Annotated in this window: 27 protein-coding genes; 25 read left to right on the top strand and 2 right to left on the bottom strand. The window is 43.1% G+C overall.

The window, feature by feature from the left end:
- The first annotated feature begins 99 nt into the window (after positions 1 to 99).
- From ftsE to IRB43_RS09500, 12 genes are all read left to right on the top strand, one after another.
- Positions 100 to 786, top strand: coding sequence for a cell division ATP-binding protein FtsE (gene ftsE / locus IRB43_RS09555; protein ID WP_203363246.1), 687 nt, complete (start codon positions 100 to 102; stop codon positions 784 to 786).
- Entirely contained in the window at positions 776 to 1,660 is an 885-nt protein-coding gene (ftsX, locus tag IRB43_RS09550) for a permease-like cell division protein FtsX (protein WP_203363245.1), read from the top strand. The genes ftsE and ftsX overlap by 11 nt, the downstream gene beginning before the upstream one ends.
- Before the next feature lie 17 nt (positions 1,661 to 1,677).
- On the top strand, positions 1,678 to 2,955 hold the full coding sequence (locus IRB43_RS09545; RefSeq protein ID WP_238941932.1) for a murein hydrolase activator EnvC family protein: 1,278 nt from the start codon (positions 1,678 to 1,680) through the stop codon (positions 2,953 to 2,955).
- 170 nt (positions 2,956 to 3,125) lie between these two features.
- Positions 3,126 to 3,218: a YjcZ family sporulation protein gene (locus IRB43_RS09540; protein WP_203363244.1), complete on the top strand. Its 93-nt coding sequence runs from the start codon at positions 3,126 to 3,128 to the stop codon at positions 3,216 to 3,218.
- Positions 3,219 to 3,390: 172 nt separating this feature from the next.
- On the top strand, positions 3,391 to 3,972 hold the full coding sequence (locus tag IRB43_RS09535; protein WP_203363243.1) for a hypothetical protein: 582 nt from the start codon (positions 3,391 to 3,393) through the stop codon (positions 3,970 to 3,972).
- Complete coding sequence (locus tag IRB43_RS09530) at positions 3,965 to 4,534, top strand: peroxiredoxin family protein (protein WP_203363242.1); 570 nt, start codon at positions 3,965 to 3,967, stop codon at positions 4,532 to 4,534. Before IRB43_RS09535 ends, IRB43_RS09530 begins: the two co-directional genes overlap by 8 nt.
- A gap of 142 nt (positions 4,535 to 4,676) precedes the next feature.
- A complete protein-coding gene (locus IRB43_RS09525; protein ID WP_481748134.1) occupies positions 4,677 to 6,113 on the top strand; it encodes a S41 family peptidase in 1,437 nt (478 codons plus the stop codon).
- Positions 6,114 to 6,216: 103 nt separating this feature from the next.
- Positions 6,217 to 7,401 (top strand): PDZ domain-containing protein, encoded by a 1,185-nt coding sequence (locus IRB43_RS09520; protein ID WP_203363241.1) that lies wholly within the window; start codon positions 6,217 to 6,219, stop codon positions 7,399 to 7,401.
- A 191-nt stretch (positions 7,402 to 7,592) separates the two neighbouring features.
- On the top strand, positions 7,593 to 9,227 hold the full coding sequence (locus IRB43_RS09515; protein WP_203363240.1) for a GGDEF domain-containing response regulator: 1,635 nt from the start codon (positions 7,593 to 7,595) through the stop codon (positions 9,225 to 9,227).
- 542 nt (positions 9,228 to 9,769) lie between these two features.
- Positions 9,770 to 10,291 (top strand): spermidine N1-acetyltransferase, encoded by a 522-nt coding sequence (speG, locus tag IRB43_RS09510; RefSeq protein ID WP_203363239.1) that lies wholly within the window; start codon positions 9,770 to 9,772, stop codon positions 10,289 to 10,291.
- Positions 10,292 to 10,415: 124 nt separating this feature from the next.
- Complete coding sequence (locus IRB43_RS09505; RefSeq protein ID WP_203363238.1) at positions 10,416 to 10,634, top strand: hypothetical protein; 219 nt, start codon at positions 10,416 to 10,418, stop codon at positions 10,632 to 10,634.
- 301 nt (positions 10,635 to 10,935) lie between these two features.
- Complete coding sequence (locus tag IRB43_RS09500) at positions 10,936 to 12,282, top strand: hemolysin family protein (RefSeq protein ID WP_203363237.1); 1,347 nt, start codon at positions 10,936 to 10,938, stop codon at positions 12,280 to 12,282.
- Positions 12,283 to 12,316: 34 nt separating this feature from the next.
- Here the strand turns inward: IRB43_RS09500 and IRB43_RS09495 are convergent, their stop codons facing one another.
- Positions 12,317 to 13,147, bottom strand: a complete 831-nt coding sequence (locus IRB43_RS09495) for an undecaprenyl-diphosphate phosphatase (protein WP_203363236.1) — start codon at positions 13,145 to 13,147, stop codon at positions 12,317 to 12,319.
- 155 nt (positions 13,148 to 13,302) lie between these two features.
- On the opposite strand from IRB43_RS09495, the gene IRB43_RS09490 reads away from it, so the two are divergent.
- The 11 genes from IRB43_RS09490 to IRB43_RS09440 all read left to right on the top strand — a co-directional run bounded on the left by IRB43_RS09490 (position 13,303) and on the right by IRB43_RS09440 (position 24,373).
- Positions 13,303 to 13,947: a YfbR-like 5'-deoxynucleotidase gene (locus IRB43_RS09490; RefSeq protein ID WP_203363235.1), complete on the top strand. Its 645-nt coding sequence runs from the start codon at positions 13,303 to 13,305 to the stop codon at positions 13,945 to 13,947.
- Between the two features lie 29 nt (positions 13,948 to 13,976).
- Positions 13,977 to 14,210 carry a CsbA family protein gene (locus IRB43_RS09485; RefSeq protein ID WP_203363234.1) on the top strand — a complete coding sequence of 78 codons (234 nt, stop codon included), beginning with the start codon at positions 13,977 to 13,979 and terminating at the stop codon, positions 14,208 to 14,210.
- Positions 14,211 to 14,625: 415 nt separating this feature from the next.
- The gene (locus tag IRB43_RS09480; RefSeq protein WP_203363233.1) at positions 14,626 to 16,044 is read left to right on the top strand and encodes an MBL fold metallo-hydrolase; all 1,419 of its coding nucleotides are present in this window, start codon (positions 14,626 to 14,628) and stop codon (positions 16,042 to 16,044) included.
- 2 nt (positions 16,045 to 16,046) lie between these two features.
- Positions 16,047 to 16,277, top strand: coding sequence for a glutaredoxin family protein (locus IRB43_RS09475; protein ID WP_095480483.1), 231 nt, complete (start codon positions 16,047 to 16,049; stop codon positions 16,275 to 16,277).
- Positions 16,278 to 16,328: 51 nt separating this feature from the next.
- The gene (locus IRB43_RS09470; RefSeq protein ID WP_203363232.1) at positions 16,329 to 16,589 is read left to right on the top strand and encodes a metal-sensitive transcriptional regulator; all 261 of its coding nucleotides are present in this window, start codon (positions 16,329 to 16,331) and stop codon (positions 16,587 to 16,589) included.
- A gap of 17 nt (positions 16,590 to 16,606) precedes the next feature.
- Positions 16,607 to 16,969, top strand: coding sequence for a rhodanese-like domain-containing protein (locus IRB43_RS09465; RefSeq protein ID WP_203363231.1), 363 nt, complete (start codon positions 16,607 to 16,609; stop codon positions 16,967 to 16,969).
- A 19-nt stretch (positions 16,970 to 16,988) separates the two neighbouring features.
- Positions 16,989 to 17,774, top strand: coding sequence for a sulfite exporter TauE/SafE family protein (locus IRB43_RS09460; protein WP_203363230.1), 786 nt, complete (start codon positions 16,989 to 16,991; stop codon positions 17,772 to 17,774).
- A gap of 203 nt (positions 17,775 to 17,977) precedes the next feature.
- The gene (gene uvrB, locus IRB43_RS09455) at positions 17,978 to 19,948 is read left to right on the top strand and encodes an excinuclease ABC subunit UvrB (RefSeq protein WP_203363229.1); all 1,971 of its coding nucleotides are present in this window, start codon (positions 17,978 to 17,980) and stop codon (positions 19,946 to 19,948) included.
- Between the two features lie 5 nt (positions 19,949 to 19,953).
- Positions 19,954 to 22,806, top strand: a complete 2,853-nt coding sequence (gene uvrA, locus IRB43_RS09450) for an excinuclease ABC subunit UvrA (RefSeq protein ID WP_203363228.1) — start codon at positions 19,954 to 19,956, stop codon at positions 22,804 to 22,806.
- Positions 22,807 to 22,883: 77 nt separating this feature from the next.
- Positions 22,884 to 24,023, top strand: a complete 1,140-nt coding sequence (locus IRB43_RS09445) for a DUF4097 family beta strand repeat-containing protein (RefSeq protein ID WP_203363227.1) — start codon at positions 22,884 to 22,886, stop codon at positions 24,021 to 24,023.
- 2 nt (positions 24,024 to 24,025) lie between these two features.
- Complete coding sequence (locus IRB43_RS09440; protein ID WP_203363226.1) at positions 24,026 to 24,373, top strand: phage holin family protein; 348 nt, start codon at positions 24,026 to 24,028, stop codon at positions 24,371 to 24,373.
- 137 nt (positions 24,374 to 24,510) lie between these two features.
- Here IRB43_RS09440 and IRB43_RS09435 read toward each other — a convergent pair whose 3' ends face one another.
- Positions 24,511 to 25,083, bottom strand: coding sequence for an N-acetylmuramoyl-L-alanine amidase (locus tag IRB43_RS09435; RefSeq protein WP_203363225.1), 573 nt, complete (start codon positions 25,081 to 25,083; stop codon positions 24,511 to 24,513).
- 116 nt (positions 25,084 to 25,199) lie between these two features.
- On the opposite strand from IRB43_RS09435, the gene hprK reads away from it, so the two are divergent.
- Both hprK and lgt read left to right on the top strand, forming a co-directional pair.
- Positions 25,200 to 26,135, top strand: a complete 936-nt coding sequence (hprK, locus tag IRB43_RS09430; protein WP_203363224.1) for an HPr(Ser) kinase/phosphatase — start codon at positions 25,200 to 25,202, stop codon at positions 26,133 to 26,135.
- A gap of 15 nt (positions 26,136 to 26,150) precedes the next feature.
- On the top strand, positions 26,151 to 26,960 hold the full coding sequence (lgt, locus tag IRB43_RS09425; protein WP_203363223.1) for a prolipoprotein diacylglyceryl transferase: 810 nt from the start codon (positions 26,151 to 26,153) through the stop codon (positions 26,958 to 26,960).
- The last annotated feature ends 9 nt before the right edge of the window (positions 26,961 to 26,969 follow it).

Below are 26,969 nucleotides of genomic sequence, written 5' to 3'. Positions count from 1 at the left end.
GAAAAGAAAATGTAATACAAATGAACCTGAATAAAGTTTGATTCAGTGTTATAATAAGTCTGGATTTACAAGAGATCAATAAAAAATTAAGGTGATTGTATGATAGATATGAAAGGCGTGACAAAAAAGTACCCTAATGGAGTAACTGCCATACACAATGTTGATATTTCTATTAAACAAGGAGAATTTGTGTATGTAGTTGGGCCAAGTGGTGCGGGGAAATCAACGTTTATGAAGATGATGTACCGCGAAGAAAAGCCGACGAGCGGGAAAATTGTCGTCAACGGGATGAATTTGTCTGTATTAAAAGAAAGCAGTGTTCCCTATTTTCGCCGCCAAGTGGGTGTCGTTTTTCAAGATTTCAGACTATTGCCTACGTTAACGGTATATGAAAATGTAGCATTTGCTTTAGAAGTGATTGAAGAAAGCCCAGAGAATATTAAGAAACGAGTGATGGAAGCTTTGCAGCTAGTCGGTTTAAAGAATAAAGCGAGAATGCTTCCGAACGAATTGTCAGGTGGAGAGCAGCAGCGTGTGTCGATCGCTCGCGCTTTTGTGAATAAGCCGAAAGTATTGATAGCTGATGAGCCGACAGGTAACCTCGATTTGGATACATCTTGGGACATTATGAGTATTTTTCAGGAAATAAACGGAAGAGGCACAACGGTGGTCATGGCGACTCATAATAAAGACATCGTCAATAAGCTGCGCCATCGGGTGATTGCTATTGATAAAGGTCGGATTGTCCGCGATGAACAGCGAGGTGAGTATGGCTATGAAGCCTAGTACCGTTCGACGTCATTTTCGCGAGAGCTTTAAGAATCTTAGGAGAAATGGTTGGATGACCTTTGCGGCGTCTTCAGCCGTCACCGTGACGCTGCTGTTAGTTGCGGTGTTCCTCGTTGTGATTTTGAATATGAACAAAATTGCCACAGACATTGAAAATGATGTAGAAGTGCGTGTTCATATTGCGTTAGATGCAAAGGAAGTAGATCAACAACTATTGAAGGATGACATTCAAAAATTGCCTGAAGTAGAGAGTGTCACTTACTCTTCTAAAGAGCAGGAGTTAGATAATTTAATTCGGGACTTAGGGGATGACTTTGCGTTATATGAGCAGAGAAACCCACTTTACGATGTGTTTATTGTCAAGACAAAGCGCCCGACAGATACCCCTAAGGCAGCGAAAAAAATTGAAACATTCGATTCGGTTGAATCGGCTGTGTATGGGGAGCAGAAAGTAGAAAAGCTATTTGACGTGTTAAAGACAGGCCGGAATATTGGACTTGTATTAATTATCGGCTTGGTGTTTACCGCGATGTTTTTAATTTCAAATACGATTAAGATGACGATTTTTGCTCGTCGTAAAGAAATTGAGATTATGAGATTAGTAGGAGCAACGAATTGGTTTATTCGCTGGCCTTTTTTATTAGAAGGATTATGGATTGGTCTGATCGGCTCGATCTTGCCGGTAGCGGTTGTGGCGGTCGGTTATCACTATGCAGTGAAGGCATTTACGACGCATATGCAAGGACAGCTTGTGCAAATGCTTGATTATTTTCCATTCGTGCTTCAAATCAGCAGCATTGTTTTATTAATTGGCGCATTTATCGGCATGTGGGGAAGTGTGATGTCGGTGCGCAAATTCTTGAAAATATAAGAAAGAGGAGAATCAGTTTGAAGAAACGTGTAGGTCTTACGGTGGCATTAATGACATCTCTCAGTGTGAGCGGTACATTCGGCGCAACAGGAGAAGCAGCTGCTTCCACATTATCAGATCTTGAGAGCCGTCAGCATCAAATTCAAAATAAACAATCAGATCTTGAGAAAAGCATCACGGAAAAAAATAATAAAATCAATGAGCTTCAAGGTCAACAAGACAAGTTAGCTGTTGAAATTAAGAAGCTAGATGATGACGTGACGAAAGCTGAATCGAGCATTCGGGAGAAGCAAGAAAAGATTGCTCAGACGAAAACAGAGATTGCTAAGCTACAAACCGAAATTGAAGAGCTGAAGAAGCGCATTGAAGAACGCAATGTGATCTTGGATGATCGCGCACGTTCCCTGCAAAAAAGCGGCGGTTCAGCCAGCTATGTTGACGTCATCCTTGGTGCGAAAAGCTTTGGTGATTTCGTCAATCGAGCTACAGCGGTGACGACATTAGTGAACGCCGATAAAGAAATTCTTCAAGAACAAGAAACAGATAAAGCCCAGCTAGAGGAAAATGAAAAACAAGTAAAAGAAAAATTAGCGAATCTTGAAGGCATGCTGCAAAGTTTAGAAACGTTGAAAGCGGAATTAGAACAGAAAAAAGCAGCCAAAGATCAGGTGATGAAATCCTTGGCTTCTGAGGAAAATGAAATCCATCATGACAAGCTAAGTCTAGAAGAAGAGAAAGCTCTTCTATCTTCTCAAGATGCATCGATTAAAGAAGCAATTGCGGCTGAGAAAGAACGGTTAGCAAAAGAAGAGCAGCAACGTCCAGCTCCTTCAAGCGGTTCGACAGCTGCGCCGGAAGTATCCACAACGAACCGTTCAGATGATAAGCCGGTAGTTACATCTGGTACGTTTATGAGACCAGCTGAAGGGCGTGTTTCTTCAGAGTTTGGCTATCGCGATTTAGGCGATCATAAAGGAATTGATATTGCAAATAAAACGAGCGTACCGATTGTGGCGGCGGCAGATGGAGTCGTTAGCCGTTCCTACTATTCGTCTTCTTACGGAAATGTCATTTTTATTTCGCATTCCATCAATGGGCAAGTGCTGACAACGGTTTATGCGCATATGTCTGAGCGTCTTGTCGAAAGCGGACATGTGTCAAAAGGCCAAACGATTGGATATATGGGGAATACCGGTCATTCTTTCGGTCAGCATTTACACTTTGAAGTGCATGAAGGCCCATGGACACCATCGAAATCCCATGCGGTCGATCCAAGAAAATATGTCAATTTTTAAATGAAAAGTTGTCTGTCCTTTATGTGGGTAGACAGCTTTTTTTTGAGATAGCTGATCCGTGACTGCTCAGGCAAATTTGCCCGTTCAACTTTTAATATTAGGCAAATGCCCACGCAAAGTCTTCCCTTTTGAATAAATTGTAATTGTAAGTGAAAGGGGAGGTGTAGCAAATGAGTTGCGGATACGGAGGCGGCTTCGCGTTAATCGTTGTATTGTTCATTTTGTTAATTATTGTTGGGTCTGCTTACATCGGCTGGTACTAAACAAAACGAGGCAAGAAAAAAGTGAGCATCCTGCTGATAGGACGCTCACTTTTTACATAGTGGACGATAAGAGCTCTTTATTATATGATACCTACTAAGGTATTGAAGGAGAGAGTGATATGTCAGGAAACAGATACAATAATCATGATTTATACGTGGAGAATAAGATAAAATGAGATGGTATACGATTGGCGCGCTCACTGTTCCCGCCTCGCAGCTTGCTTTTGTTCTCGCTTTTTTGCTGCTCAGCTTCTACCTTTGGTGCAAGAAAGAGAAAAAAATCGTAGATCTGTATGGAAATGCGGTATTTTTATTTATTCTTGTTTGGAAATTTAGTATCGTTATCTTTAGCTTCTCCATCGTCATGGAAGCACCGATGTCTTTATTATATTTTAATGGTGGAGGCAAAGGATTTTGGCTTGCATTCATTATCGTCTGTTTATATGTCTTTTGGAAATGGCCAAGGCAACAGTGGAATGATGCCATTCAGATTTGGCTCATGATGATCGTGCTCTTTGAAGGGCTTCTAGCCATGCTGAATGGACAAGCAGGAGGGCTTGATCTCTTTCGTTTCGCTGGTGGAGCAGCGGCTTTAGCCTTTTTTAGAAGAAGCCCGTTACAAGTGCTGATGCTCTTTACTTTGTGGCAATTGCTCTTTGAATCTTGGGCAGGAAACCTATTTTCAATGAATGGATTATCGTATAGCGTGATGGCTGTCTATTTTGTGATGTTAAGGAGGAAGAATGTTGGATAAAAAATGGTTTGGGCTGTTGTTGCTGATTTTGTTAGTCGGGATCGCAGCGGTGAATATTATGAAGGATCGTCAAGAAGTAACAGAAGTTGAGAATGTGGGAATGAAAGCATCAGATAGTCAGGGGAAAGAAGGATTTGCTATTGGAGAAAAAGCACCGGACTTTACGCTTCAGACGACGGAAGGCAAGGAAGTGTCTTTATCTGATTATAAAGGGAAGAAAGTCTTTCTAAATTTTTGGGCTACTTGGTGTCCGCCTTGTAAAGCGGAAATGCCGCATATGCAAAAGTATTATGAAGCAGAAGCAGAAAAGAACAATGTGGAAATTCTTGCGGTTAACTTGACGAAGAATGATAAAGGGAAAGAGGCAGTGGCTGATTTTGCGAAACAATATGAGTTAACTTTCCCGATTTTGCTAGATGAAACAGGAGACCTAGGGAAAACATATAAGGCTTTCACCATTCCAACGACGTATGTGCTCAACACCGATGGGACGATTCACCAAGTCATCACTGGTCCAATGGATGAAGAGATGATGAAACAGCTTGTTAGTGAACTTAAATAAGTGATAGAGAGGGGTTTGTTTCCTTTTTGGAGACAGACCCCTTGTTCATATTTTTCCTGTTTTTTTCATAGGGTAGGATAGGGAGGTTGTCTTGTTGTAAAGGCAGCTTTTGGAAGCTTTCCACATTGGAGGGGGCAAAATGGTGCGAAGAAAATGGATTGTTGTGGCGATGGCGGCTTCTTTTTTTTCAGGAGCGGGAGGGATGTACGCTGGGCTGTTTGCTTGGGATGCGAAGGAGGAGAAGATAGAACAGCCGCCGCCATCGGATAAAGTACCGGATGAGCTGACGAAAGTGCAGACGGCTTATGAAATGATTGGGAATCAATACGTGTCTAAAGTGGATCGTTCGAAGCTGATTGAAGGAGCGATCGATGGGATGGTCGCCTCATTAAAAGATCCTTATTCTGTGTATATGGACGCTGAAACAGTGAAGCAGTTTGAAGAATCGTTAGACTCTTCTTTTGGAGGGATTGGAGCAGAGATTACCATAGAAGATGGAAAGTTGCTCATCGTGGCTCCGTTTAAAGATTCCCCAGCTGAAAAAGCGGGATTGAAGCCAAAAGATCAAATCGTTTCGATTAATGGACAATCGGTGAGCGGGTTGACCATTTTTGAAGCGACGAAGAAAATTCGCGGTAAAAAAGGGACAAGCGTTACGATCGGCATTGTCCGTCCAGGAATGACGAAACCGCTGGATGTGAAAGTGACACGCAATGAAATCCCGTTGGAAACGGTGATCGCTAAAATCAATAAGAAGCAAGGGAAACCGATTGGCGTCATTCAAATTACCTCGTTCTCAGAAGACACAGCGAAGGAATTTAAGCGAGAGTTGAATAAGCTAGAGAAGAAAAGCCTAGACGGGCTATTAATTGATGTGCGCGGAAACCCAGGCGGCTTTTTATTAAGCGTGGAAGAGATCTTAAAGGAATTCGTCACAGAAAATCGCCCGTATTTACAAATTGAAGACCGCAACGGCCGGAAACTTCCGTACTTTTCTAAAAGGGAAAAAGTCAAGCCGTATCCGATTGCCGTATTGACGGACCAAGGCAGCGCCTCCGCTTCTGAAATTTTGGCTGGTGCCCTGCAAGAAGCAGAAGGCTATAAAATTATTGGAGAAACGACTTTTGGAAAGGGAACCGTCCAACAGCCCGTGCCGCTTGGAGATGGCAGCAATTTAAAGCTGACGACGCATAAATGGTTGACACCAGAAGGCCGCTGGATTCATCAAAAAGGAATTCGCCCGGATATTGAAGTGCGGCAGCCAGACTATTTTTATGCTCATCCGCTTCAAGTCGAGAAGCCGCTGAAACGGGAAATGAATAATGACAGCATTAAAAGTGCGCAAATGATGTTGGAGGGGCTCGGGTATGGCCCAGGGCGAACGGATGGCTATTTTAATAAAGCGACGGAAAAAGCGGTCCGTGCGCTACAGCTTCAAGCAGGGATGGAACAAACAGGGGTGATTGATCGGAAAACAGCGGACCGCTTGGAACAGAAGTGGATGGAAGAAATGAAGAAAGAAAAGAATGATCGCCAGCTTCAAGCCGCTCTTAGCTATTTAAGAAGTAAACAGCCGTAAAGAAAGAGCTTGAAGCAAAAGAAAAAAGCTTAGCGCCCCATCGTTAAGCTTTTTTTGGTACAATGATAAATAAAATGAATAGGAAAGTAAGGTTGGTGACGCGATGGTACAAGAATGGTTACTTGAGTTATTGATCGGAATAGGCAGGCTGTTTATTCATCCGATCTTTTATTTTTCATTTCTGTTAGCGGCGGTTGTCGGCATGTTCCGCGTCAATCGAGAGCGGAAAGATTTTGACACACGCGTGTATGATCTTTACGATGAAGTGCGCTACATTTTGCCTTCTAGTTTATTGCTTGGCTTGTTGTTATCAGTCATCACGATCACAGCAGGGCTCACAGTGCCGCTAGATGTATTGAATTTTATCGCAGCGCTGACGATTATTTTAAGTGTGGGCGGCTTCCGCTTCCTCTCTCCTGCCTGGACGATCGGGCTTGCTTTTGTCATCTTGTTGTCGGCTGATCAGCTAGGGTGGGCATTTATTTCGTATGATCAGTTATCATTCAGCCATATTTTGCTGACGCTGGCTATTGTGATGGGCTTATTGATGATAGCAGAAGGTGTACTGATTTTAAAAAGAGGGTGGCAAGGCACGTCTCCTCGGCTTGTTCAAAGTCCGCGCGGTTTACAAGTGGGCGTGCATGTGGCTCAACGCTTATGGCTCGTTCCCGTTTTTCTTGTCGTACCTGCTGGTGACTTATCGGCGCCGTTTTCTTGGTGGCCCGTCATTTCCATTGGAGCAGAAAAGTATACGTTCATTTTATATCCTTTTTTAATCGGCTTCGTCCAATGGATTAAAAGCACGTTGCCGGAGCTTGCGGTGAAAGTGACAGGAAAAAATATTATCGCTTCTGGAGTATGTACGTTATTATTGGCTGTTGCTGCGTACTGGCAGCCGATGTTTGCGATTGGCGCCATCGTTTTTGCGGTCATTATGCGAATTTGGATTGCTTGGCGTCATTATTCTTATGAACAAAATCGTCATTATTTCTTTACTCCACAGCCAAGAGGGGTCATGATCTTAGGTATTTTGCCGCTTTCTCCAGCGAAAAAGATGAAGCTGAAGATCGGAGAAATTGTCTATAAAGCGAATGGAGTCGAAGTCAACACCGAAACCGAATTTTACGCTGCGCTCCAGAAAAATGCGGCGTATTGCAAGTTAGAGGTGATTGATATTAAAGGAGAAATTCGCTTTGTCCAATCGTCTCTTTATCAAGGCGAACATTATGAATTGGGCCTGATTTTAGCTACAGAAGAGGAGACGTATTTAGAAGAAGCAGAGATGTAGAAGACGAAAAGTCAGTTATCGTTAGCGGTAACTGGCTTTTTCTTGTGGTGAATGTGACAACGACCTTGCTCTACGTGAACAGGGAAGCGACCCCCTTTTTGATTGAGCGTATGAAAATCCATTAAAAATAGCAAGATAATAAGTAACACAGGGCTACTATGAGAGTATTTCCTAAAACTGGAGCGGTTAAGATGAGCAAAGAACAATATCAACAAATAATGTATGAGCGAATGCAAGTGGAATTTCAAAAATGGGGAGAACGGACATTTATTTTGGAACAAGAGCTGTATTTTTTTCTGCACACGTTAAAGGGAACCGCAGGAACAATGGGTTTACATGAGATGAGTATGATTGCGACCGAAAAGTTGACTCTATTGAAAGAAAATGGACAAACGGAGTGGCAAACATCGGAATGGCAAGAATATTTCTCTCCCTTAATAGAAGGGGTCGCTTTTTATACGAAAAACGGAGTGGTGTCTCATCAAGAGAACCAAGACTGTTCTTTGCTGAAAGAACAGTCGGTAAAGGACTTTATTTTAGTGATTGATGATGATATTACCTTTATGACGTTCATGAAAGATTTGCTCGAAAGAGAGGGATATTCCGTTATCCTTGCTCATCATGGTCAGCGCGGATTAGAGCTAATGTACGAAATCAAGCCAGCAATGATCTTTTTAGATATTACGTTACCTGATATTAATGGCTTTACTGTATTAGAAGATATTATGAATAAAGTCAGAAAAGAACGTGTCGTTGTGGCGATGATTAGTGAAGATAATAGCCCAGATAATCAAATACGATCTTATCAGATAGGGGCATTAGATTTTCTCATCAAACCGATCAATCCGGAAGTTTTACTTGCCTATGTTCATAACCGTTTAATGTATAAAAGAGACTTAGAACGTTCGATTATTACGGATGAGCTAACCCAGCTATACAATCGCAAATATATGAATGCCAGTCTTCAACAGCTCATTCAGCAGTTTGAACGAACAGCTGAGCCATTTACTATTGCGATGATTGACTTAGACGACTTTAAAAAGATTAATGATACGTACGGTCATCTAGTAGGAGATGAGGTACTGCAAAGTTTTGCCGCATGGATCAAAAAGATCGCAGGTGATCAATATATAGGGTGCCGCTATGGCGGCGAGGAGTTCGTTCTTTTACTGCCAAACAGCACGACGGATACGGCGCATCATATACTTGAACAACTGCGTGAAGCGATGGCGCAACAAATATTTTCTGCTAAAGGAGAAGAGTTTCAAGTTACTTTTTCTGCCGGAATTGCACAGGCAAAAAAAGACAAGCTTCATCCAGAACAGTTGTTAGAGGAAGCCGATCAAGCGCTTTATTTGGCGAAGCAATCCGGAAGAAATCAGAGAATGGTCTTTGGCTCCCATATGGAAGAAGTGAAGAAACGGGTGAAAGTGACGATTATCGTCGTGGATGATGTGTATGTTGTACGAGAAATGATCACGAATTATTTCGCTTCATGGCAGTCCAGTAATAAGTATGAAATAGAAGTAGTACCATTTAGCGATGGCGTTACGTTTCTAGAGTCAGATTGGTACACATCCGAAGGGAAATATATCATTTTATTAGACGGCATGATGCCAATCATGGATGGAATAGACGTATTGAAGAAACTGAGAGCAAGTTATTCTTCAAATAATGTACTTGTTTTGATGTTAACGGGTCAAAAAAGTGAGGAAGATATACTGAAAGCGCTCGAACTTGGAGCCAATGATTATATCCTGAAACCATTTGACATTCAAGAAGTGTCCGAACGAATATTGCGTCTAATTGAACGGCTGTATAGGTGAAAAAGATACCAAAAATACTAATTATCGATGATGAAGAGGCACTTGAAAAAGTGGGGCGAAAATCATTTGATTTAACATTCGCCGGAGGGATGATCAAAAGTATTAACAATTTTTCTATGATTTGAATCAAGCAACGGAAATGTGATATTTCCGAATGGACAAGGGGCTGTGTAACGAAGCAGTTCCTTGTTTTCATTTATCCCGCATTAACGGGCTGTAAGACCCCCACCTCAATCAACATGGCGGAAGAAGCGCAGACGTGTAGGTGGGGGATCAACAGCCCGTAAACGCCCGATCCGTTCAACTAACAATCAGTGGGGGATGAAGAAAACCCCCACTGATCGAAGTTTCACTTTATCCTCCATGTTCCCATGTAGACAAAAGCTGAATTTTTCATGGAAACATACTCAAGAAACTTTCTTTCTCCTCATATATTTTCATAAAGCCTATCAATAAATTAGACTGATGCGACTTTTATCTTTATACTGAAAAGTAAGAATCTTGCAATATAATATTCATTGGAATTCGGAGGATGGAAGAACATGAGTGCCGACGTCAAGCTGCGTCCGTTAGAGAGAGAAGATTTAGAATTTGTTCATAAGCTGAATAATAACGCGAAAATTATGTCGTATTGGTTTGAAGAGCCGTATGAATCATTTGTTGAGCTTCAGGATTTGTATGACAAGCATATTCATGACCAAAGCGAACGCCGTTTTATTGTTGAGCGGGATGGCAATATGGTAGGGCTCGTGGAATTGGTGGAAATCGATTATATTCATCGCCGTTCGGAGTTTCAAATTATTATTCATCCGCAGTATCAAGGGCATGGCTATTCCGTTCAGGCCACTGAGCTTGCGATGTATTATGCATTTTCAGTATTGAATATGCATAAGCTTTATTTAATTGTGGATAAGGTGAACGAAAAGGCGATCCATGTATATGAGAAAGTCGGCTTTCAAATTGAAGGCGAGCTGAAAGATGAATTTTTCGTTGATGGGCATTATCATGATGCGATTCGCATGTGCATGTTTCAAGAGGAATATTTTAGAGGAAGACACCGTTAACGGATCATGTTTCATCAATGAACGGAACGACGTCACAAAGTCTACAATAAAATAAAAAAATTAGGAGTGAATAAGCTGTTATAAGGGTATGACATTGGCAAGAATATTTTAAGGAGGATGTCCCATGCTGTATATGAAAGTGACTCGAAATTTTGATGTGAGAACAGAAAAAGAGAGATTTGAGTTTATCAAAGGAAAGCTGTATCCGATCGATGTGATGGTAGAAGATACGATCACGGTAAAGGTGGATGACCCTACCGGATATTGGGGCGGTCGCATCCGCTTATCTATGTCCGATGAGTCGAACTTCGTCATCGTAGCTCACCCAAAAACAGAAGTGTAATCTACTTACAGATGAGCGGCTATTCGTATCTAACTTTTAGCCCATTCTTTCGCGCGTTAACATTGACTACATCATCCAGTTGTTTTAAAGTAGAAGTAACTGAAAAAAGTGAGGTGAGGGTATTGGGAAGGCAGTAAGCATGATCAAGTTTGTGCAGTACAACCGAACGGAATATTGGACGCGAACAGGCCGGAACAAGCCTCAGCGCACAAAAAAGAGAGCGGTTGAATAGAAATATTCATTTTACTTATAGCAGGAGGTGTAATTCCTTGCTGACGAGAGGTGTCAGTAAGGAGGGTATTTGGACATATTTAATTTAATCATGGTTGCCTTTTTGATCGCATTAACTGGTTTCTTCGTAGCGACTGAGTTTGCGATTGTAAAGGTTCGAAGCACAAGGATTGACCAGCTAGCAGCGGAAGGAAATAAAAAGGCGATAGCTGCTAAAAAGGTGATTTCGAATTTAGATGAGTATTTATCGGCGTGTCAGCTTGGTATTACAGTGACAGCTTTAGGGCTGGGTTGGTTAGGTGAACCGACTGTTGTTCACTTATTAAGACCGTTATTTGAGCGATTAGAGCTATCTGCATCTGTTGTGAGCGCAGTATCATTTGTGATTGCCTTTACAACGATCACCTTTTTGCATGTCGTAGTTGGAGAATTGGCGCCGAAAACGGTAGCGATTCAAAAAGCAGAAGCGGTTGCCTTGTTGTTTGCGAAACCAATGATTATATTTTACCGCTTAATGTATCCGTTCATTAAAACGTTGAACGGGGCTTCTCGATTAGTGGTCAGCCTCTTCGGGTTAAAGCCTGTTGCTGAACATGAAATGGCCCACTCGGAAGAAGAGCTGCGCATCATTTTATCGGAAAGCCTGAAAAGCGGAGAAATTAATCAATCAGAATATAAATATGTAAATAATATATTCGAGTTTGATGATCGCCTAGCGAAAGAAATTATGGTGCCGCGCACGGAAATAGTGGCGATTGACAAATCCGAGACGGCACAAGAGTGCATTTCAATGGTGCTAGAAGAGAATTACACTCGTTACCCGGTAACCGATGGGGATAAAGACCATATTATCGGTATGATCAATATGAAGGAAGTATTGACCGACTTTATTCGAGACGAAAGCAAGAAAACCGTGAGCATTGAACACTATGTTCGTCCAGTCATTCAGGTGATTGAGTCGATCGCTATTCATGATTTATTAGTCAAAATGCAAAAAGACCGCATTCAAATGGCGATCTTAATTGATGAATACGGCGGTACAGCCGGACTTGTCACAGTAGAAGATATCATCGAAGAAATCGTTGGTGAAATTCGCGACGAATTCGACCAAGATGAAACACCGATGATTAAGCGAGTCAATGAACATCAAGTGATTTTAGATGGGAAAGTGCTGATTGATGAAGTCAATGATCTGTTTGGACTCGACATTGATGATGAAGATGTCGACACCGTCGGCGGCTGGATTTTAACTGAAAAATTTGAAGTCCAAGAAGGCGACATCATCGAACGCGATCATTACACCTTCAAAGTCATCGAAATGGAAGGCTACCACATTAAATTTATCGAAGTTACAAAAAAAGAAGTCGCCTCTGATATAGAAGGTGACATGACAGATGAACCTGTACAAGAAGCCTGATTCGCATATGCGAATCAGGCTTTTTTTCATCGACTTATAAGAACACAAAGTAAATGACAGCCGCTAATACGATGCGGTAAAGGGCAAATGGTGTCAGTTTGACTTTGTTAATAAGCGCTAAGAAGAAGCGTATGGACAATAGAGCGAAGACAAACGCACTAATAAATCCGACAATGAAAAACGGCAGTGCATCTGGGGTGAAGTATTCCCAGTTTTTAATGAGTGATAATGTGCTGGCACCCGCCATGATCGGAACAGCCATAATAAACGTAAAGTCAGCAGCGGCGCGATGACTCATCCCAAGCAGCACGCCTCCGGAAATGGTGGAACCTGAACGGGAGAAGCCTGGCCACAAGGCTAAACATTGAACCAATCCGACTAAGAAGGCTTGTTTATAAGTGACTTCATCAACCGTTTCAGCTTGGACATATTTTGGTGCAAATTTATCAGCAAGTAACATTAAAATAGCACCCAACACTAAACCGATTAGTACGGTGTGAACGGAAAACAGATGATCATCAATGTAATCTTCAAATAGTAGACCGAGAATCGTAGCCGGAAGGAGACCGACGATGACGACACTTAGTTTCAACTGGGTCATTTCTTGATGATAGGCCGTCGTTTTCTTTTTCAAGCCAAGCAAGTTCAAGATCCGGTCTTTAAATACGATGACAACCGCCAAAATCGAACCGAGCTGGATGACGACTTTGAACGTATTCGCCACCGGTGCAGAAAACATTTCTTTCGATTTCAATAACATATCGTCGACAATAATCATATGTCCTGTGGAGGAAACAGGAGCAAATTCCGTTGCCCCTTCAACTAGTCCTAAAATAAAGGCGACGAATAATTCCCATAAATTCAATGTGGTTCACCTCATTAGTTAAGATAAAAAGATCACTTACTGATTGTATGACTACATTTAGAATATGTCCATTTTTATTGATGATGTCATTCTTTTGCTTGACTTTTCGCTCATTTTCTTCAATTGTTAATGTAAAGATAGAGAGGAGTGATTTGATGGGCGTGCACAATTATTTTAAAAGTTTATCTGATTTGGAGCATTTATTCCGATTACCGGGGAAATTCAAATATCAAACGCATACAGTAGCGGCTCATTCCTTTAAAGTCACAAAAATCGCCCAATTTCTAGGGACCATTGAAGAAATGGCAGGGGAATCGGTCAATTGGCGTTCTTTATATGAAAAAGCATTGAACCATGATTATGCGGAACTGTTCACTGGTGATATTAAAACACCCGTCAAATATGCTTCTCACGAGTTGAATGCGCTCTTTTCACAAGTGGAAGAGCAAATGGCGAAGAAGTTTGTTGAGCAGGAATTTCCGCAAGAATTGCAAGCGATTTATATGGAGCGGTTCAAAGAAGGCAAGGATGGAACCCTCGAAGGCCGGATTTTATCAGTGGCTGATAAAATAGATCTTCTCTATGAATCGTTCGGAGAAATATTGAAGCGTAATCCGGAACCATTATTTCTTGAAATCTATCAAGAAGCTCTATCCACGATTATGAAATTTCACGATATGCACTGCGTTCAATATTTCATTGAGCACATACTGCCGGATATGCTGTCGGAAGAGTTCATCCCTCATAATGAATTAAATTATGTAACGGAAATGATTGTCCAAAAATACACCGACAAATAAAAGTTAGTTTGTTTTTCAGGAGTGAAAATATGATTGATAAAATCATTCTAGCCATATTTATGCCGGGTTTGCTTGTGGTTTTTTTTACAAGGGTCACATATAATCAGCTGCTCGGCTTAACATTAACCGTCGCTTTAATCGCGGCATCTGTATACAAAGGATATACGCCTACATGGACGCTCATCGTGATCGATGCAGCCTCCTTAACGGCTGGCTTCTGGCTGTCCAATCAAATGGTGAAAAAGATGAAATTGAATAAGTAAGAAAAACCGGCTTCCAGTCTAGTGTGGATGCCGGTTTTTCTTGTGAATTGTTTATTATTTCTCGTGCGATACTAACTTATCGGCCTTGTCGTCGAAGAATCCGGCCGTCGTGTGGATAATCCGGCCTTGGTGCAAAGAATCCGGCCGTCGCGCAGATAATCCGGCCTTGGCGCGAAGAATCCGGCCGTCGCGCGGATATTTCGGCCTTGGTGCAAAGAATCCGGCCCTTGCGCGAATATTCCGCCCCTCACGGAAATAAATCGGCCTTCGCGGAGATGTATCAGCACTCCGCGAGGGTTATTAGCATTCCCCCAGCTTTTTAAATTTCCCTCTTGCTTTTTTATAGGGTATGGGGTATTATAAGAATCAAGATAACACATACCCCTTAGGGTAAAATAAAAGGAGGAAATACATTATGTTCTTTCGTTCTTACTTTGATGAAAAATTAGCTCAATATTCTTATATGGTCGGATGTCAAAAAACGGGTGAGGCGATTGTTGTTGATCCTGCCCGTGACATTACTCCTTATGTGGAAACAGCGAAAAAAGAAGGTTTTCGTTTAACAGCAGCAACAGAAACTCATATTCATGCAGACTTTGTCTCAGGTGCTCGTCAGCTCGCTCATGATCATGGTTCTACATTGTATTTATCAGATGAAGGCGATGAAAACTGGAAATATCAATATTTAGATGGGCTTTCCGCAACATTGGTGAAAGATGGCGACGTATTTACAGTCGGAAACATCGAGTTCAAAGTGATGCATACACCAGGGCATACCCCTGAAAGTATCTCTTTTGTTGTCACAGATAAAGGTGGCGGCTCCGATGTACCAATGGGTATTTTCACAGGAGACTTCGTATTTGTGGGCGATGTTGGCCGTCCGGATTTATTAGAAAAAGCGGCAGGAGTAAAAGGAACAGCAGATGCTGGTGCTTTGCAAATGTTTGACTCCGTTCAACGCTTTAAACAGCTACCAGATTATTTATTAGTGTGGCCTGCACATGGAGCTGGAAGTGCTTGTGGAAAATCACTTGGAGCGGTTCCTCTTTCAACAGTAGGTTACGAAAAAGCGAACAACTGGGCGCTTCAAATCGAGGATAAAGAAGAATTCCATCAAGAATTACTGAAAGATCAACCAGAACCGCCAAAATACTTTGCGATGATGAAAAAAGTGAATAAAGTAGGGCCTAAAGTATTAACAGGCGAGGAAATTCCTTATGTCGAAACATATAAAGAGCTTCAGGAACTGTTAAATAAAGACAATACTGTCGTTGTTGATACTCGAGATGGGCTTGCCTTTTCTAACGGTCATATGGAAGGAACGATCAACATTCCATTCTCAAAAATTTTCACGAACTGGGCAGGCTGGATGTTACGTTATGAACAAGAGATCGTCTTGATTGCAGAAAAAGAGCAAGCGAAAGAAATTCAGCTAGCGCTTGAATCCATCGGGTTGGATCGCATTGTTGCTTTTGCGGATCCGAAAGTGCTAAGCGAAGCAGATGAGTTAGAGAAATATGCCAACATCGATATCGAAGCTTTTAAAGCGCAATATCAAAATGAAGACGTGTATGTAGTAGATATCCGTCAGCAAGCGGAGTGGAATGAAGGTCGCATTCCAGGGTCGCATCACCATATGCTTGGCTACTTACAAGATCAACTAGCCGATCTACCGAAAGATAAGAAAATCATCGTTCATTGTCAATCAGGTGCGCGTTCAGCTATTGGAACAAGTGTGCTCCAAGCAGCTGGATTTAAACATATTGAAAACGTAGCAGGCGGCTTTTCAGCATGGAAAATCGCTGGTGAAGAAGTAACGAAAGGAGAAAACTAATCATGAACAAAGTAACTGTTTATTCAACTAACACATGTCCTTACTGCACAATGATGAAAAACTTTTTAAATGAACAAGGGATTTCCTATAAAGAAGTAAACGTTCAGCAAGACCAACAAGCCGCGCAACGTCTAGTGGCAACGACAGGTCAAATGGGCGTTCCGCAAACCGAAGTGAACGGACAATGGGTGTTAGGTTATGATCCGCAAGCCGTCATGTCTTTGTTGAAATAATTTCATGAGCCGGGCCTTATGCCTGGCTCTTTCTAATAGGAGGTGACCACGATGACATACGATAAACATGTACAAAACCGGCTGAAGCGGATTGAAGGACAGGTGCGCGGAGTGTTGCGAATGATGGACGAGGAAAAGGACTGCGCTGATATTGTGATGCAATTAAGTGCGATTCAAGGAGCGATCAATCGTACGATCGGGGTAGTGGTCAGCAAAAATTTAGAACAATGCGTTCGTCTCAATATTGAAAACGGTGAAGAAACAGATGAAATGGTGAAAGAAGCGGTCGAATTACTGATGAAAAGCCGTTAAAAAAAGGAGAGCAAGCGATGAGCATCATTTTTTACACAGCACTAGCGATTTTCGTTTTTATTTCGATTAAAAATATGATTCCCGCTAAAGGGATTCGCCACATCTCAACGGATGATTTAAAACAAGAGTTAAAAGCGGGAAACAAACAATTCATCGATGTCAGAACACCAAGCGAATACAAAGGTCATCACGTGAAAGGATTTCAAAATATCCCTTTACAGCAGCTGGCTTCACGTGTGAACGAACTCGATCGTAACAAAGAAGTTGTCGTCATGTGCCAAAGTGGTATGCGCAGCCAAAAAGCCGCTCAATTGCTGAAGAAAAAAGGTTTTACAAATGTGACGAATGTACAAGACGGAATTTGCAGCTGGAAACAATAAGAAAGGTGTGAAATAAAGAATGGATGCGTCTATCAGTTTCATCATCACGATATTTCTCATTGGTTTTATCGGTTCGTTTATTTCCGGAATGGTCGGAATCGGCGGTTCGATTATTAAATATCCAATGCTATTATATATCCCGCCGATGCTAGGATTCGCCGCTTTTTCGGCTCATGAAGTATCGGGCATTAGCGCTGTTCAAGTGTTCTTTGCAACGATCGCCGGCGTTTGGGCGTATCGAAAAAGTGATTATTTAAATAAAACATTAATTATGTACATGGGGGCGGCTGTCTTAATAGGAAGCTTCATCGGCGGCTTTGGTTCGGAAAATATGGCGGAGTCGACGGTGAACGTCATTTATGGTATTTTAGCCGCTTTAGCCGCCATTATGATGTTTATTCCAAAGAAAAACCTCGATGATCGTCCACTCCACGAAGTGACGTTTAACAAATGGCTAGCCGCTTCCCTTGCTTTTATCGTCGGAGTAGGTTCAGGGATCGTCGGAGCAGCGGGAGCGTTCTTGCTCGTGCCGATCATGCTTGTTGTGTTAAAAATTCCAACTAGAATGACGATTGCCAGTTCGCTTGCGATTACCTTTATCTCATCGATTGGCTCAACCGCTGGGAAGCTTATGACGGGGCAAGTATTATTCTGGCCAGCGCTCATCATGGTCGTAGCAAGTATTATCGCTTCGCCGCTAGGTGCGAAAGCCGGACAAAAAATGAATACGAAAATTCTTCAATGGTTGCTTGCCGTATTAATTGCGGCAACTGCTTTGAAAATTTGGCTGGATATTTTACTTTGAGAGTGGGGGCGTGATGCTCCTGCTTTTTTTATGTTGCGTGCGGATTAAATGCAGAACATATGTGCGCAAAAAGATGGCTTTCCTTGTTTCAATTATGATAAAATGGGAAATATGATAAGTATCGAAGTCAATGAAGTTGAAAATGGAAATAATAATTGATTAAAGAGTATGATAGAGGAAATAGATCAGCAGGGGGAATAAGTGTGGCAAACCAATTTGAAATTGTTTCTAAATACCGTCCGCAAGGCGATCAGCCTGCCGCGATTGCCGAGCTGGTAGAGGGCATTAAGCAAGGAAAAAAACAGCAAACCCTGCTTGGAGCAACGGGAACAGGTAAGACATTTACGATTTCTAACGTCATTAAAGAAGTGAATAAACCGACGCTTGTCATCGCTCATAACAAAACATTGGCCGGTCAGCTATACAGCGAATTTAAAGAGTTTTTTCCGAATAATGCGGTAGAGTATTTCGTCAGCTACTATGACTATTATCAGCCGGAAGCGTATGTGCCGCAAACCGATACATTTATTGAAAAAGATGCGAGCATTAATGATGAAATTGATAAGTTGCGTCACTCAGCGACATCATCGCTATTTGAACGTAATGATGTCATTATTATTGCCAGCGTGTCCTGCATTTACGGCTTAGGTTCGCCGGAAGAGTACCGCGAACTTGTGATTTCACTACGCACGGGCATGGATATGGAGCGGAATCAGCTGTTGCGCCGTCTTGTCGATGTGCAGTATGACCGCAATGATATCGATTTTAAGCGCGGAACGTTTCGCGTGCGCGGCGATGTCGTCGAGATCTTCCCGGCTTCGCGCGATGAGCATTGCTTGCGGGTCGAGTTTTTCGGCGATGAAATTGAACGCATTCGTGAAGTCGATGCGCTAACGGGAGAAGTGCTTGGCGATCGCGATCATGTCGCTATTTTTCCGGCTTCCCACTTCGTTACACGAGAAGAGAAAATGAAGCTGGCGATTGAGAACATTGAAAAAGAATTGGAAGAGCGTCTCGCTGAGTTGCACGCAGAAAATAAATTGCTAGAAGCGCAACGTCTTGAACAGCGGACGCGTTATGATTTGGAAATGATGAGGGAGATGGGCTTCTGTTCCGGTATTGAAAATTATTCCCGTCATCTGACGTTGCGGCCGCCGGGCTCCACGCCGTATACGCTACTGGATTATTTTCCGAAAGATTTCTTGCTTGTCATTGATGAATCGCATGTCACGCTTCCGCAAGTGCGCGGCATGTACAACGGCGACCAGGCGCGCAAGCAAGTGCTAGTGGATCATGGGTTCCGTCTGCCATCCGCGAAGGATAATCGCCCGCTCATGTTCCAAGAATTTGAGGAGCATGTGAATCAAGCGATATACGTTTCAGCGACACCAGGACCTTATGAAATCGAGCATACGCCGCATATGACCGAACAAATTATTCGGCCGACCGGCTTGCTTGACCCAACCGTTGATGTTCGTCCAATTGAGGGGCAAATCGATGATCTTCTCGCTGAAATACAGGAGCGGATTGAGAAGAATGAGCGCGTCTTAGTCACGACATTAACGAAGAAAATGTCAGAGGACTTGACCGACTATTTAAAAGATATCGGCATTAAAGTGCAGTATTTGCATTCTGAAGTCAAAACGCTTGAACGAATTGAAATCATTCGTGACTTGCGCCTTGGCAAATATGATGTGCTAGTCGGCATTAACTTGCTGAGAGAAGGGCTCGATATTCCGGAAGTATCGCTCGTCGCTATTTTAGATGCCGATAAGGAAGGTTTCCTGCGCTCTGAACGTTCGCTAATTCAGACGATGGGTCGGGCTGCCCGCAACGCATCTGGGCATGTCATTATGTATGCTGACAAAATAACGGATTCCATGGCAAAAGCGATCGAAGAAACGAAGCGTCGCCGCTCGATTCAGAAACAATATAATGAAACACATGGCATTACACCAATGACCATTCAAAAAGAAATTCGCGATGTTATTCGCGCGACTCATGCAGCTGAGGAGACCGAAGTGTATGAAACAGCGAAGAAGCTATCCAAAACGGAAAGAAATCGCTTAATCCAAAGTCTAGAAAGTGAAATGAAGGAAGCGGCTAAAGCGCTTGATTTCGAGAAAGCGGCCGAACTCCGCGACGCCTGGTTAGAGTTGAAATCGGAAGGATGACTTTTATGGGAATAGATAAAATTACAGTAAAAGGCGCTAGAGCACATAATCTGAAAAACATCGACATCACCATTCCGCGCGATCAATTAGTAGTGCTAACGGGTTTGTCTGGTTCAGGGAAATCATCGCTCGCCTTTGATACGATTTATGCGGAAGGACAGCGCCGCTATGTTGAATCACTGTCCGCTTATGCTCGTCAATTTTTAGGACAAATGGATAAGCCGGATGTCGATGCGATTGAAGGCTTATCGCCAGCGATCTCCATCGATCAGAAAACGACGAGCCGTAACCCTCGTTCGACGGTCGGAACAGTGACAGAAATTTACGATTACTTACGGCTGTTGTTTGCGCGGGTTGGCCGTCCGGTTTGTCCGGTGCACGGCATTGAAATTACGTCGCAGACGATTGAACAAATGGTCGACCGCATTATGCAATACGAGGAGCGTACGAAGCTGCAAGTGCTGTCGCCGATCGTCTCCGGCCGCAAAGGAACACATGTGAAGGTGTTTGAAGAAATTAAGCGTCAAGGCTATGTTCGCGTGCGTGTAGACGGCGAAATGTACGAAATAGAAGACGAGATTGAACTAGAGAAAAACAAGAAGCATTCGATTGAAGTCGTGATTGACCGCATCGTTGTGAAAGAAGGAATCGAAGCGCGCCTAGCGGATTCATTAGAGGCTGCGTTGAAGCTAGGAGAAGGGAATGTCGTCATTGATGTCATAGGTCAAGAAGAACTACTGTTCAGTGAACATCATGCTTGTCCTCACTGCGGTTTTTCCATTGGCGAGCTAGAGCCGCGCATGTTTTCTTTTAACAGTCCTTACGGGGCCTGTCCGACTTGTGACGGCTTAGGGTCGAAATTGAAAGTGGATATCGATCTGGTCATTCCGAATGGGGAGCTAAGCTTAAGAGAACATGCGATTGCTCCGTGGGAACCGACAAGCTCGCAATATTACCCTCAGCTTCTCGAAGCCGTTTGTACCCATTATGGCATCGATATGGACGTGCCGGTGAAAGACTTGCCGAAAGAACAAATGGAGAAAATTTTATACGGATCGGGCAGTGAAAAAGTGTACTTCCGCTATGAAAATGACTTCGGCCAAATTCGTGAAAATCACCTCGTGTTTGAAGGCGTCGTCAACAATGTCGAGCGCCGCTACCGCGAAACGAGCTCCGACTATATTCGCGAGCAAATGGAGAAGTATATGGCGCAACAAAAGTGCCCGACATGTAAAGGCTATCGCTTGAAAAAAGAAAGCCTCGCCGTCAAAATTAGCGGTCGCCATATTAGTGAAGTGACCAATGATTCGATTGAAGAAGCAGAACAGTTTTTTGCTTCTTTATCGTTAACAGAGAAAGAACAGCAAATCGCCCATTTAATTTTACGAGAAATTCGTGAGCGCCTTGGCTTTTTAATTAATGTCGGCTTAGATTATTTAACGCTGAGCCGATCAGCGGGCACCTTATCCGGCGGAGAAGCGCAACGCATTCGGTTAGCGACCCAAATCGGCTCGCGTCTGACGGGAGTGTTATATATACTAGATGAGCCATCCATTGGGCTTCATCAGCGGGACAATGACCGCTTAATTCACACGATGAAAGAAATGCGCGACATCGGCAATACATTGATTGTGGTGGAGCATGATGAAGATACGATGCTCGCTGCTGATTATTTAATTGATGTGGGACCGGGGGCAGGTGTGCATGGAGGAGAAATTGTGTCTGCGGGAACGCCTGAACAAGTAATGAACGATCCGGCTTCTTTAACCGGTCAATACTTATCTGGGAAGAAGTACATCCCGTTGCCAAAAGAACGTCGTCAGCCAGACGGCCGCTGGATTGAAGTGATCGGCGCGAAGGAAAATAATTTAAAAAATGTTAAAGCGAAGTTTCCGCTTGGGCTGTTTACAGCGGTAACAGGCGTCTCTGGCTCAGGGAAAAGTACGTTGATCAATGAAATTCTTCATAAATCATTAGCGCAAAAGCTGCACAAAGCGAAAAACAAGCCAGGCCAGCACCGCGAAGTAAAAGGCATCGAGCATTTGGAGAAAGTTATTGATATTGATCAGTCTCCGATTGGCCGGACGCCAAGATCCAATCCTGCCACATATACAGGGGTGTTTGATGACATTCGCGATGTATTTGCGGCAACGAATGAAGCGAAAGTGCGCGGGTATAAGAAAGGCCGTTTTAGCTTCAATGTGAAAGGCGGCCGCTGTGAAGCTTGCCGAGGCGACGGGATCATTAAAATTGAAATGCACTTTTTACCGGATGTGTATGTGCCGTGTGAAGTATGTCATGGAAAACGGTACAATCGAGAGACGCTCGAAGTGAAATATAAGGGCAAAAATATTTCTGATGTGTTGGCGATGACGGTGGAGGATGCGCTGCAGTTTTTTGAAAATATCCCGAAAATTAAGCGCAAGCTGCAAACGATCGCGGATGTGGGATTGGGATATATTACGCTCGGGCAGCCGGCAACAACACTTTCCGGCGGAGAAGCGCAGCGTGTGAAGTTGGCTTCTGAATTGCATCGCCGCTCGAATGGCCGCTCTTTCTATATTTTAGATGAGCCGACGACGGGCTTGCATGTGGATGATATTTCTCGACTGCTGCAAGTGCTTCAACGTTTAGTCGACAATGGCGATACAGTGTTAGTGATTGAGCATAATTTAGATGTGATTAAAACAGCAGATTATATTGTGGACCTTGGACCTGAAGGAGGCGATCGTGGGGGGACGATTGTCGCTTGCGGCACGCCGGAAGAAGTGGCGGAAGTGGAAGGATCATATACCGGTTATTATTTAAACAAAGTACTAGTTCGTGACCGCGAACGGGAAATGCAAGTCAATAATTAAAAAAATGAAACTTTTTGGATGAGAAAGACGTAAGTAAAGAGGAAGAGTCAAATTCAACTAATTGGAGGGGCTTTGAGATGAACGAAGAGAAAAAGCGAATTTTGAAAATGGTTGAAGATGGAATTATTACGGCGAGTGAAGCCGTTGCGTTAATGGAGGCGCTTGAGAAAAATGAGCGTTCCACTGCTTCAAAGGAAAATGTTTTTGATGAACTATTAAACTTTGGACAAAAATTAGGCAGTCAAATGCAAGAGGCAGGCAGCCAGCTGAATCAGCCGAAGGATAAGTTATTTCAGTTCGTTCAGTCGACGGTTCAAAAAATAAAGGATTTTGAATTTCCTCTTGGAAAAGCGGTCGAATTCTCTCATGTGTTTCACGAAGAAGGATTTGTGCCGAAGCGCTTAAAAGTGGAGATGGCCAATGGGGATTTAACGATTATTCCATGGGACGAGCAAGGTATAAAAGCGGAATGCCATGTGAAAGTATATGGTGCGGAACAGGAAGAAGCGGCGCGAGAATCATTTGTGAAAAATAGTGTGTTTTATGCACGAGACAACAAATTATCTTTCTCGATCGGCTTGAAACTAATGAAAGTTGATACCGTGTTGTATGTGCCGAAAGAAAAAATTCATGATATCTCCATTAAACTGTTTAATGGTTCATGCGCCGTTCAAGATATTCATGCAGAAGAGCTCGATGTCAAAACAGCGAACGGTAAGATCGAATTAAAAAATTGTCAAGTGGATGATTTTGAAGGCGAAACAGGCAATGGCCAAATCTACTTAATGAATTGTGAAGGAAAACGAGTAGAAGCGGACTCCTTCAACGGAGCGATTCATGTCATCGGTTCCGTTGCAGATATTGATGTGAAAACCGTTAACGGCAATGTGTTATGCGACCTGAAGACAGGTGCCGCTCATACGGTGAAAGCACAGACCATTACAGGCAACATTGAGGTGTATGCGCCAGCTTATATCGGCATGAAAGGCGAATTGCGCACCAACTTCGGTTCCTTCCACTTGCCGGAAACAGGCATGAACAAAGTGTCAGAGAAAGAAGAAATGATTCAGAAGCTCGTTCGCTTTGAAAGCGAGAAGGAAGCGGATCAGCAAATGTTTATTACAGCAGAAACACGTACAGGTATGATTACGATTCGTGCAATTTCCCCAAAAACAGAGGAAAGCGAGCTTATTCCTAAGTTAGAACAAGGTGAGTGACTATGAGATGGTTTGTCGGCATTTTAATTAATGCCTTATTATTTATTGCGCTTTCGGGCTATTTTACAAGTGTAGAAGTTGATAGTGTAGGCTCAGCGATTATGGCTAGTATTGTGCTATCGATTTTAAACGTGCTCGTTCGGCCCCTGTTAATTATTTTGACGTTACCGATTACGTTTGTGACGCTCGGATTCTTTCTGTTTGTGATCAATGCGTTAACTTTGATGCTGACGGATAGTATTATGGGCAGTCACTTTGAAATTGACGGATTCGGTATGGCGTTATTCATTGCGGTGTTAATGTCATTGGTCAATCTAATTTTACAGTTAACCATTTTTCAAAAAGAATAGTGTAAAAGGGGTGTCTATCAGTCGATTATTCGGCTTATAGGTGCCCCTTTTTCGATTGAATGGGTCTAGATCCGTTAGGAATTTGAAATAATCGTTCACGAATCGCTCCGAATCGGGCAGGAAACGGCAAAAATCGTTCACCAAGTGCGCTCCGTCAGTCTCCCCTCTAATTGATAATAAGAAATGATCGCCTCAGCAATCGCTTCGGCACACTGTTGTTGGTAATGGCTTGTCCGCAACAGTTGTGCTTCTTCAAGATGAGTCATAAACCCTAGCTCAATTAAGACAGCCGTCATTTTTGTTTTCCGTAATACATAGAAGGGAGCGGTTTTGACGCCGCGATTTTTTCGTCCCGTTCGTTGAATGAGCCGTTCTTGAATAAGGGTAGCTAATGCTTGTGCTTCTTGCGGTCGGGATGGATCAATATAAGTTTCGATTCCATTCGCTTGATTCCATGTTTCGCCGTAGGCATTCGCATGAATCGAGAGAAACAGATCGGCATCCCAGCGATTCGCCAAAGCGGTTCTCTCGGCAAGCGGGACATCCCTTTCATCCGAGTGGGAAAAGCGAATGTCGACTCCTGGAAATATGGACAACTCTTCCTTTAACAATCGGGTGACTTCTCGATTGCATTCATATTCTCTCATCCCATTTGGGCTTCGTTTGCCTGGCGTATGGAAGCCATGACCGGCATCAATGACTAGTTTCATTCTTATCCCTCCTCACTCTTATCATAGAAAAATAACTGAAAAAGAGACACCTATATATTAGATTAGCTGAAAAATGTTACAATATGATCAGACTGCCAGTTGAGGAGGAAGAAATTTTGGCTAAAGTTCGTACAAAGGATTTGTTGGAGAAGTTTAATTTCGAACTTGTGAGTGGGGAAGATGGCATTCATCGTCCGATCGTCACGAGTGATCTTTCGCGGCCGGGTCTGGAGCTGGCTGGTTTTTTTGACTATTATCCAGCTGAGCGGGTGCAGTTGCTTGGTATGACGGAGATGACGTTTTTTAGTAAACTTCATCCGGACGAGAAAGAATCACGGATGGAGAGACTGTGTCATGATACAACACCGGCGATTATTTTGTCGCGAGGACAAGAAGTGCCGGAAGAATTAATGGAGGCGTCAGAGCGTCATGCGGTGCCGGTGATGCGTTCAAATATGACGACGACGAGGCTTTCTAGTCGGCTGACCAATTATTTAGAAGGTATGCTTGCGCCAACGACGGCTGTGCATGGGGTGCTTGTCGATATTTATGGCGTCGGTGTGCTAATTACTGGCCAAAGCGGCGTAGGGAAAAGCGAAACAGCTTTGGAACTTGTGAAGCGTGGCCATCGATTAGTGGCTGATGATTGTGTAGAGATTCGTCAAGAAGACGAAGATATGCTAGTGGGAAGTGCGCCTGAACTGATTGAACATTTATTGGAGATTCGCGGTTTAGGCATCATTAATGTGATGACGTTATTTGGTACAGGTGCGATTCGCGGCCATAAACGGATTACGCTCAATGTTCATTTGGAAATTTGGGACCCGAAAAAACAATATGACCGCTTAGGCATTGATGAAGATAAGTTGAAAATTATTGATACGGATATTACGAGAATCACGTTGCCTGTTCGTCCAGGAAGAAACTTGGCTGTCATTATTGAAGTAGCGGCGATGAACTTCCGTTTGAAGCGCCTTGGCATCAATACCGCTCAGGAGTTTACAAACAAGCTGGCGAATGTGATTAGCGAGAAAGATCCTGATTTATTATAGAAAGGAGAATGGTGAATGGAAGGATATCCATTAAATCGAGTGGCGCTCGAACTCGGTCCATTTCAAGTGCATTGGTACGGTCTCATTATCGGTTTTGGCATTGCGCTTGGCTTTTATTTAGCGACGAAAGAAAGCCAGCGTTTGGGGTTAGAGAAAGACACCTTTGCCGATTTACTTATTTGGGCGATCCCGCTTTCGATTCTTTGCGCCCGCATTTATTACGTATCGTTTCAGTGGGAATACTACTCACAGCACCCCGGGGATATTATTAAAATTTGGGAAGGTGGCATCGCGATCCACGGAGCATTAATTGGGGCGGTAGCGACGACGGTTGCTTTTGCGATGGCCAAACACATTTCCTTTTGGAAGCTGGCCGACATTGCGGCGCCAAGCCTTATTTTGGGGCAGGCGATTGGGCGCTGGGGCAATTTTATGAATCAGGAAGCTCACGGTGGAGAGGTCACTCGTTCTTTTTTAGAAGGCTTGCATTTGCCGGACTTTATCATTAACCAAATGTATATTAAGGGTGTGTACTATCATCCGACGTTTCTATATGAATCATTGTGGGACTTGCTTGGTTTTGCCTTGTTGATGGGATTAAGAAAAGTGAACTTACGACGCGGCGAGCTATTTTTAACGTATGTGATTTGGTATTCTGTCGGCCGCTTTTTCATTGAAGGCTTGCGGACAGATAGTTTAATGCTTGGTGCGTTAAGAATGGCACAAGTGATTTCCATCGGATTAGTGGTGGCCGCAGTGGTGATGTTGATCGTTCGCCGCAAAATGAATGCTAAGCAAGTGAGATACAATAGTTTGGAAAATTGAATATAGGGG

Source organism: Bacillus sp. REN10 (genome assembly GCF_016820555.1).
GTDB lineage: Bacteria > Bacillota > Bacilli > Bacillales > Domibacillaceae > Bacillus_CE.
Note: the sequence above shows the minus strand (reverse complement) of the source record. Positions and strands in the feature narration are given on the sequence as shown.

Excerpts from the sequence above, each read along its gene's own strand:
- ftsE (WP_203363246.1), top strand. The coding sequence starts at position 100 with ATGATAGATATGAAAGGCGTGACAAAAAAGTACCCTAATGGAGTAACT.
- ftsX (WP_203363245.1), top strand. The coding sequence starts at position 776 with ATGAAGCCTAGTACCGTTCGACGTCATTTTCGCGAGAGCTTTAAGAAT.
- IRB43_RS09540 (WP_203363244.1), top strand. The coding sequence starts at position 3,126 with ATGAGTTGCGGATACGGAGGCGGCTTCGCGTTAATCGTTGTATTGTTC.
- IRB43_RS09535 (WP_203363243.1), top strand. The coding sequence starts at position 3,391 with ATGAGATGGTATACGATTGGCGCGCTCACTGTTCCCGCCTCGCAGCTT.
- IRB43_RS09520 (WP_203363241.1), top strand. The coding sequence starts at position 6,217 with ATGGTACAAGAATGGTTACTTGAGTTATTGATCGGAATAGGCAGGCTG.
- IRB43_RS09515 (WP_203363240.1), top strand. The coding sequence starts at position 7,593 with ATGAGCAAAGAACAATATCAACAAATAATGTATGAGCGAATGCAAGTG.
- speG (WP_203363239.1), top strand. The coding sequence starts at position 9,770 with ATGAGTGCCGACGTCAAGCTGCGTCCGTTAGAGAGAGAAGATTTAGAA.
- IRB43_RS09505 (WP_203363238.1), top strand. The coding sequence starts at position 10,416 with ATGCTGTATATGAAAGTGACTCGAAATTTTGATGTGAGAACAGAAAAA.
- IRB43_RS09490 (WP_203363235.1), top strand. The coding sequence starts at position 13,303 with ATGGGCGTGCACAATTATTTTAAAAGTTTATCTGATTTGGAGCATTTA.
- IRB43_RS09485 (WP_203363234.1), top strand. The coding sequence starts at position 13,977 with ATGATTGATAAAATCATTCTAGCCATATTTATGCCGGGTTTGCTTGTG.
- IRB43_RS09480 (WP_203363233.1), top strand. The coding sequence starts at position 14,626 with ATGTTCTTTCGTTCTTACTTTGATGAAAAATTAGCTCAATATTCTTAT.
- IRB43_RS09475 (WP_095480483.1), top strand. The coding sequence starts at position 16,047 with ATGAACAAAGTAACTGTTTATTCAACTAACACATGTCCTTACTGCACA.
- IRB43_RS09470 (WP_203363232.1), top strand. The coding sequence starts at position 16,329 with ATGACATACGATAAACATGTACAAAACCGGCTGAAGCGGATTGAAGGA.
- IRB43_RS09465 (WP_203363231.1), top strand. The coding sequence starts at position 16,607 with ATGAGCATCATTTTTTACACAGCACTAGCGATTTTCGTTTTTATTTCG.
- IRB43_RS09460 (WP_203363230.1), top strand. The coding sequence starts at position 16,989 with ATGGATGCGTCTATCAGTTTCATCATCACGATATTTCTCATTGGTTTT.
- uvrA (WP_203363228.1), top strand. The coding sequence starts at position 19,954 with ATGGGAATAGATAAAATTACAGTAAAAGGCGCTAGAGCACATAATCTG.
- IRB43_RS09445 (WP_203363227.1), top strand. The coding sequence starts at position 22,884 with ATGAACGAAGAGAAAAAGCGAATTTTGAAAATGGTTGAAGATGGAATT.
- IRB43_RS09440 (WP_203363226.1), top strand. The coding sequence starts at position 24,026 with ATGAGATGGTTTGTCGGCATTTTAATTAATGCCTTATTATTTATTGCG.
- IRB43_RS09435 (WP_203363225.1), bottom strand. The coding sequence starts at position 25,083 with ATGAAACTAGTCATTGATGCCGGTCATGGCTTCCATACGCCAGGCAAA.
- lgt (WP_203363223.1), top strand. The coding sequence starts at position 26,151 with ATGGAAGGATATCCATTAAATCGAGTGGCGCTCGAACTCGGTCCATTT.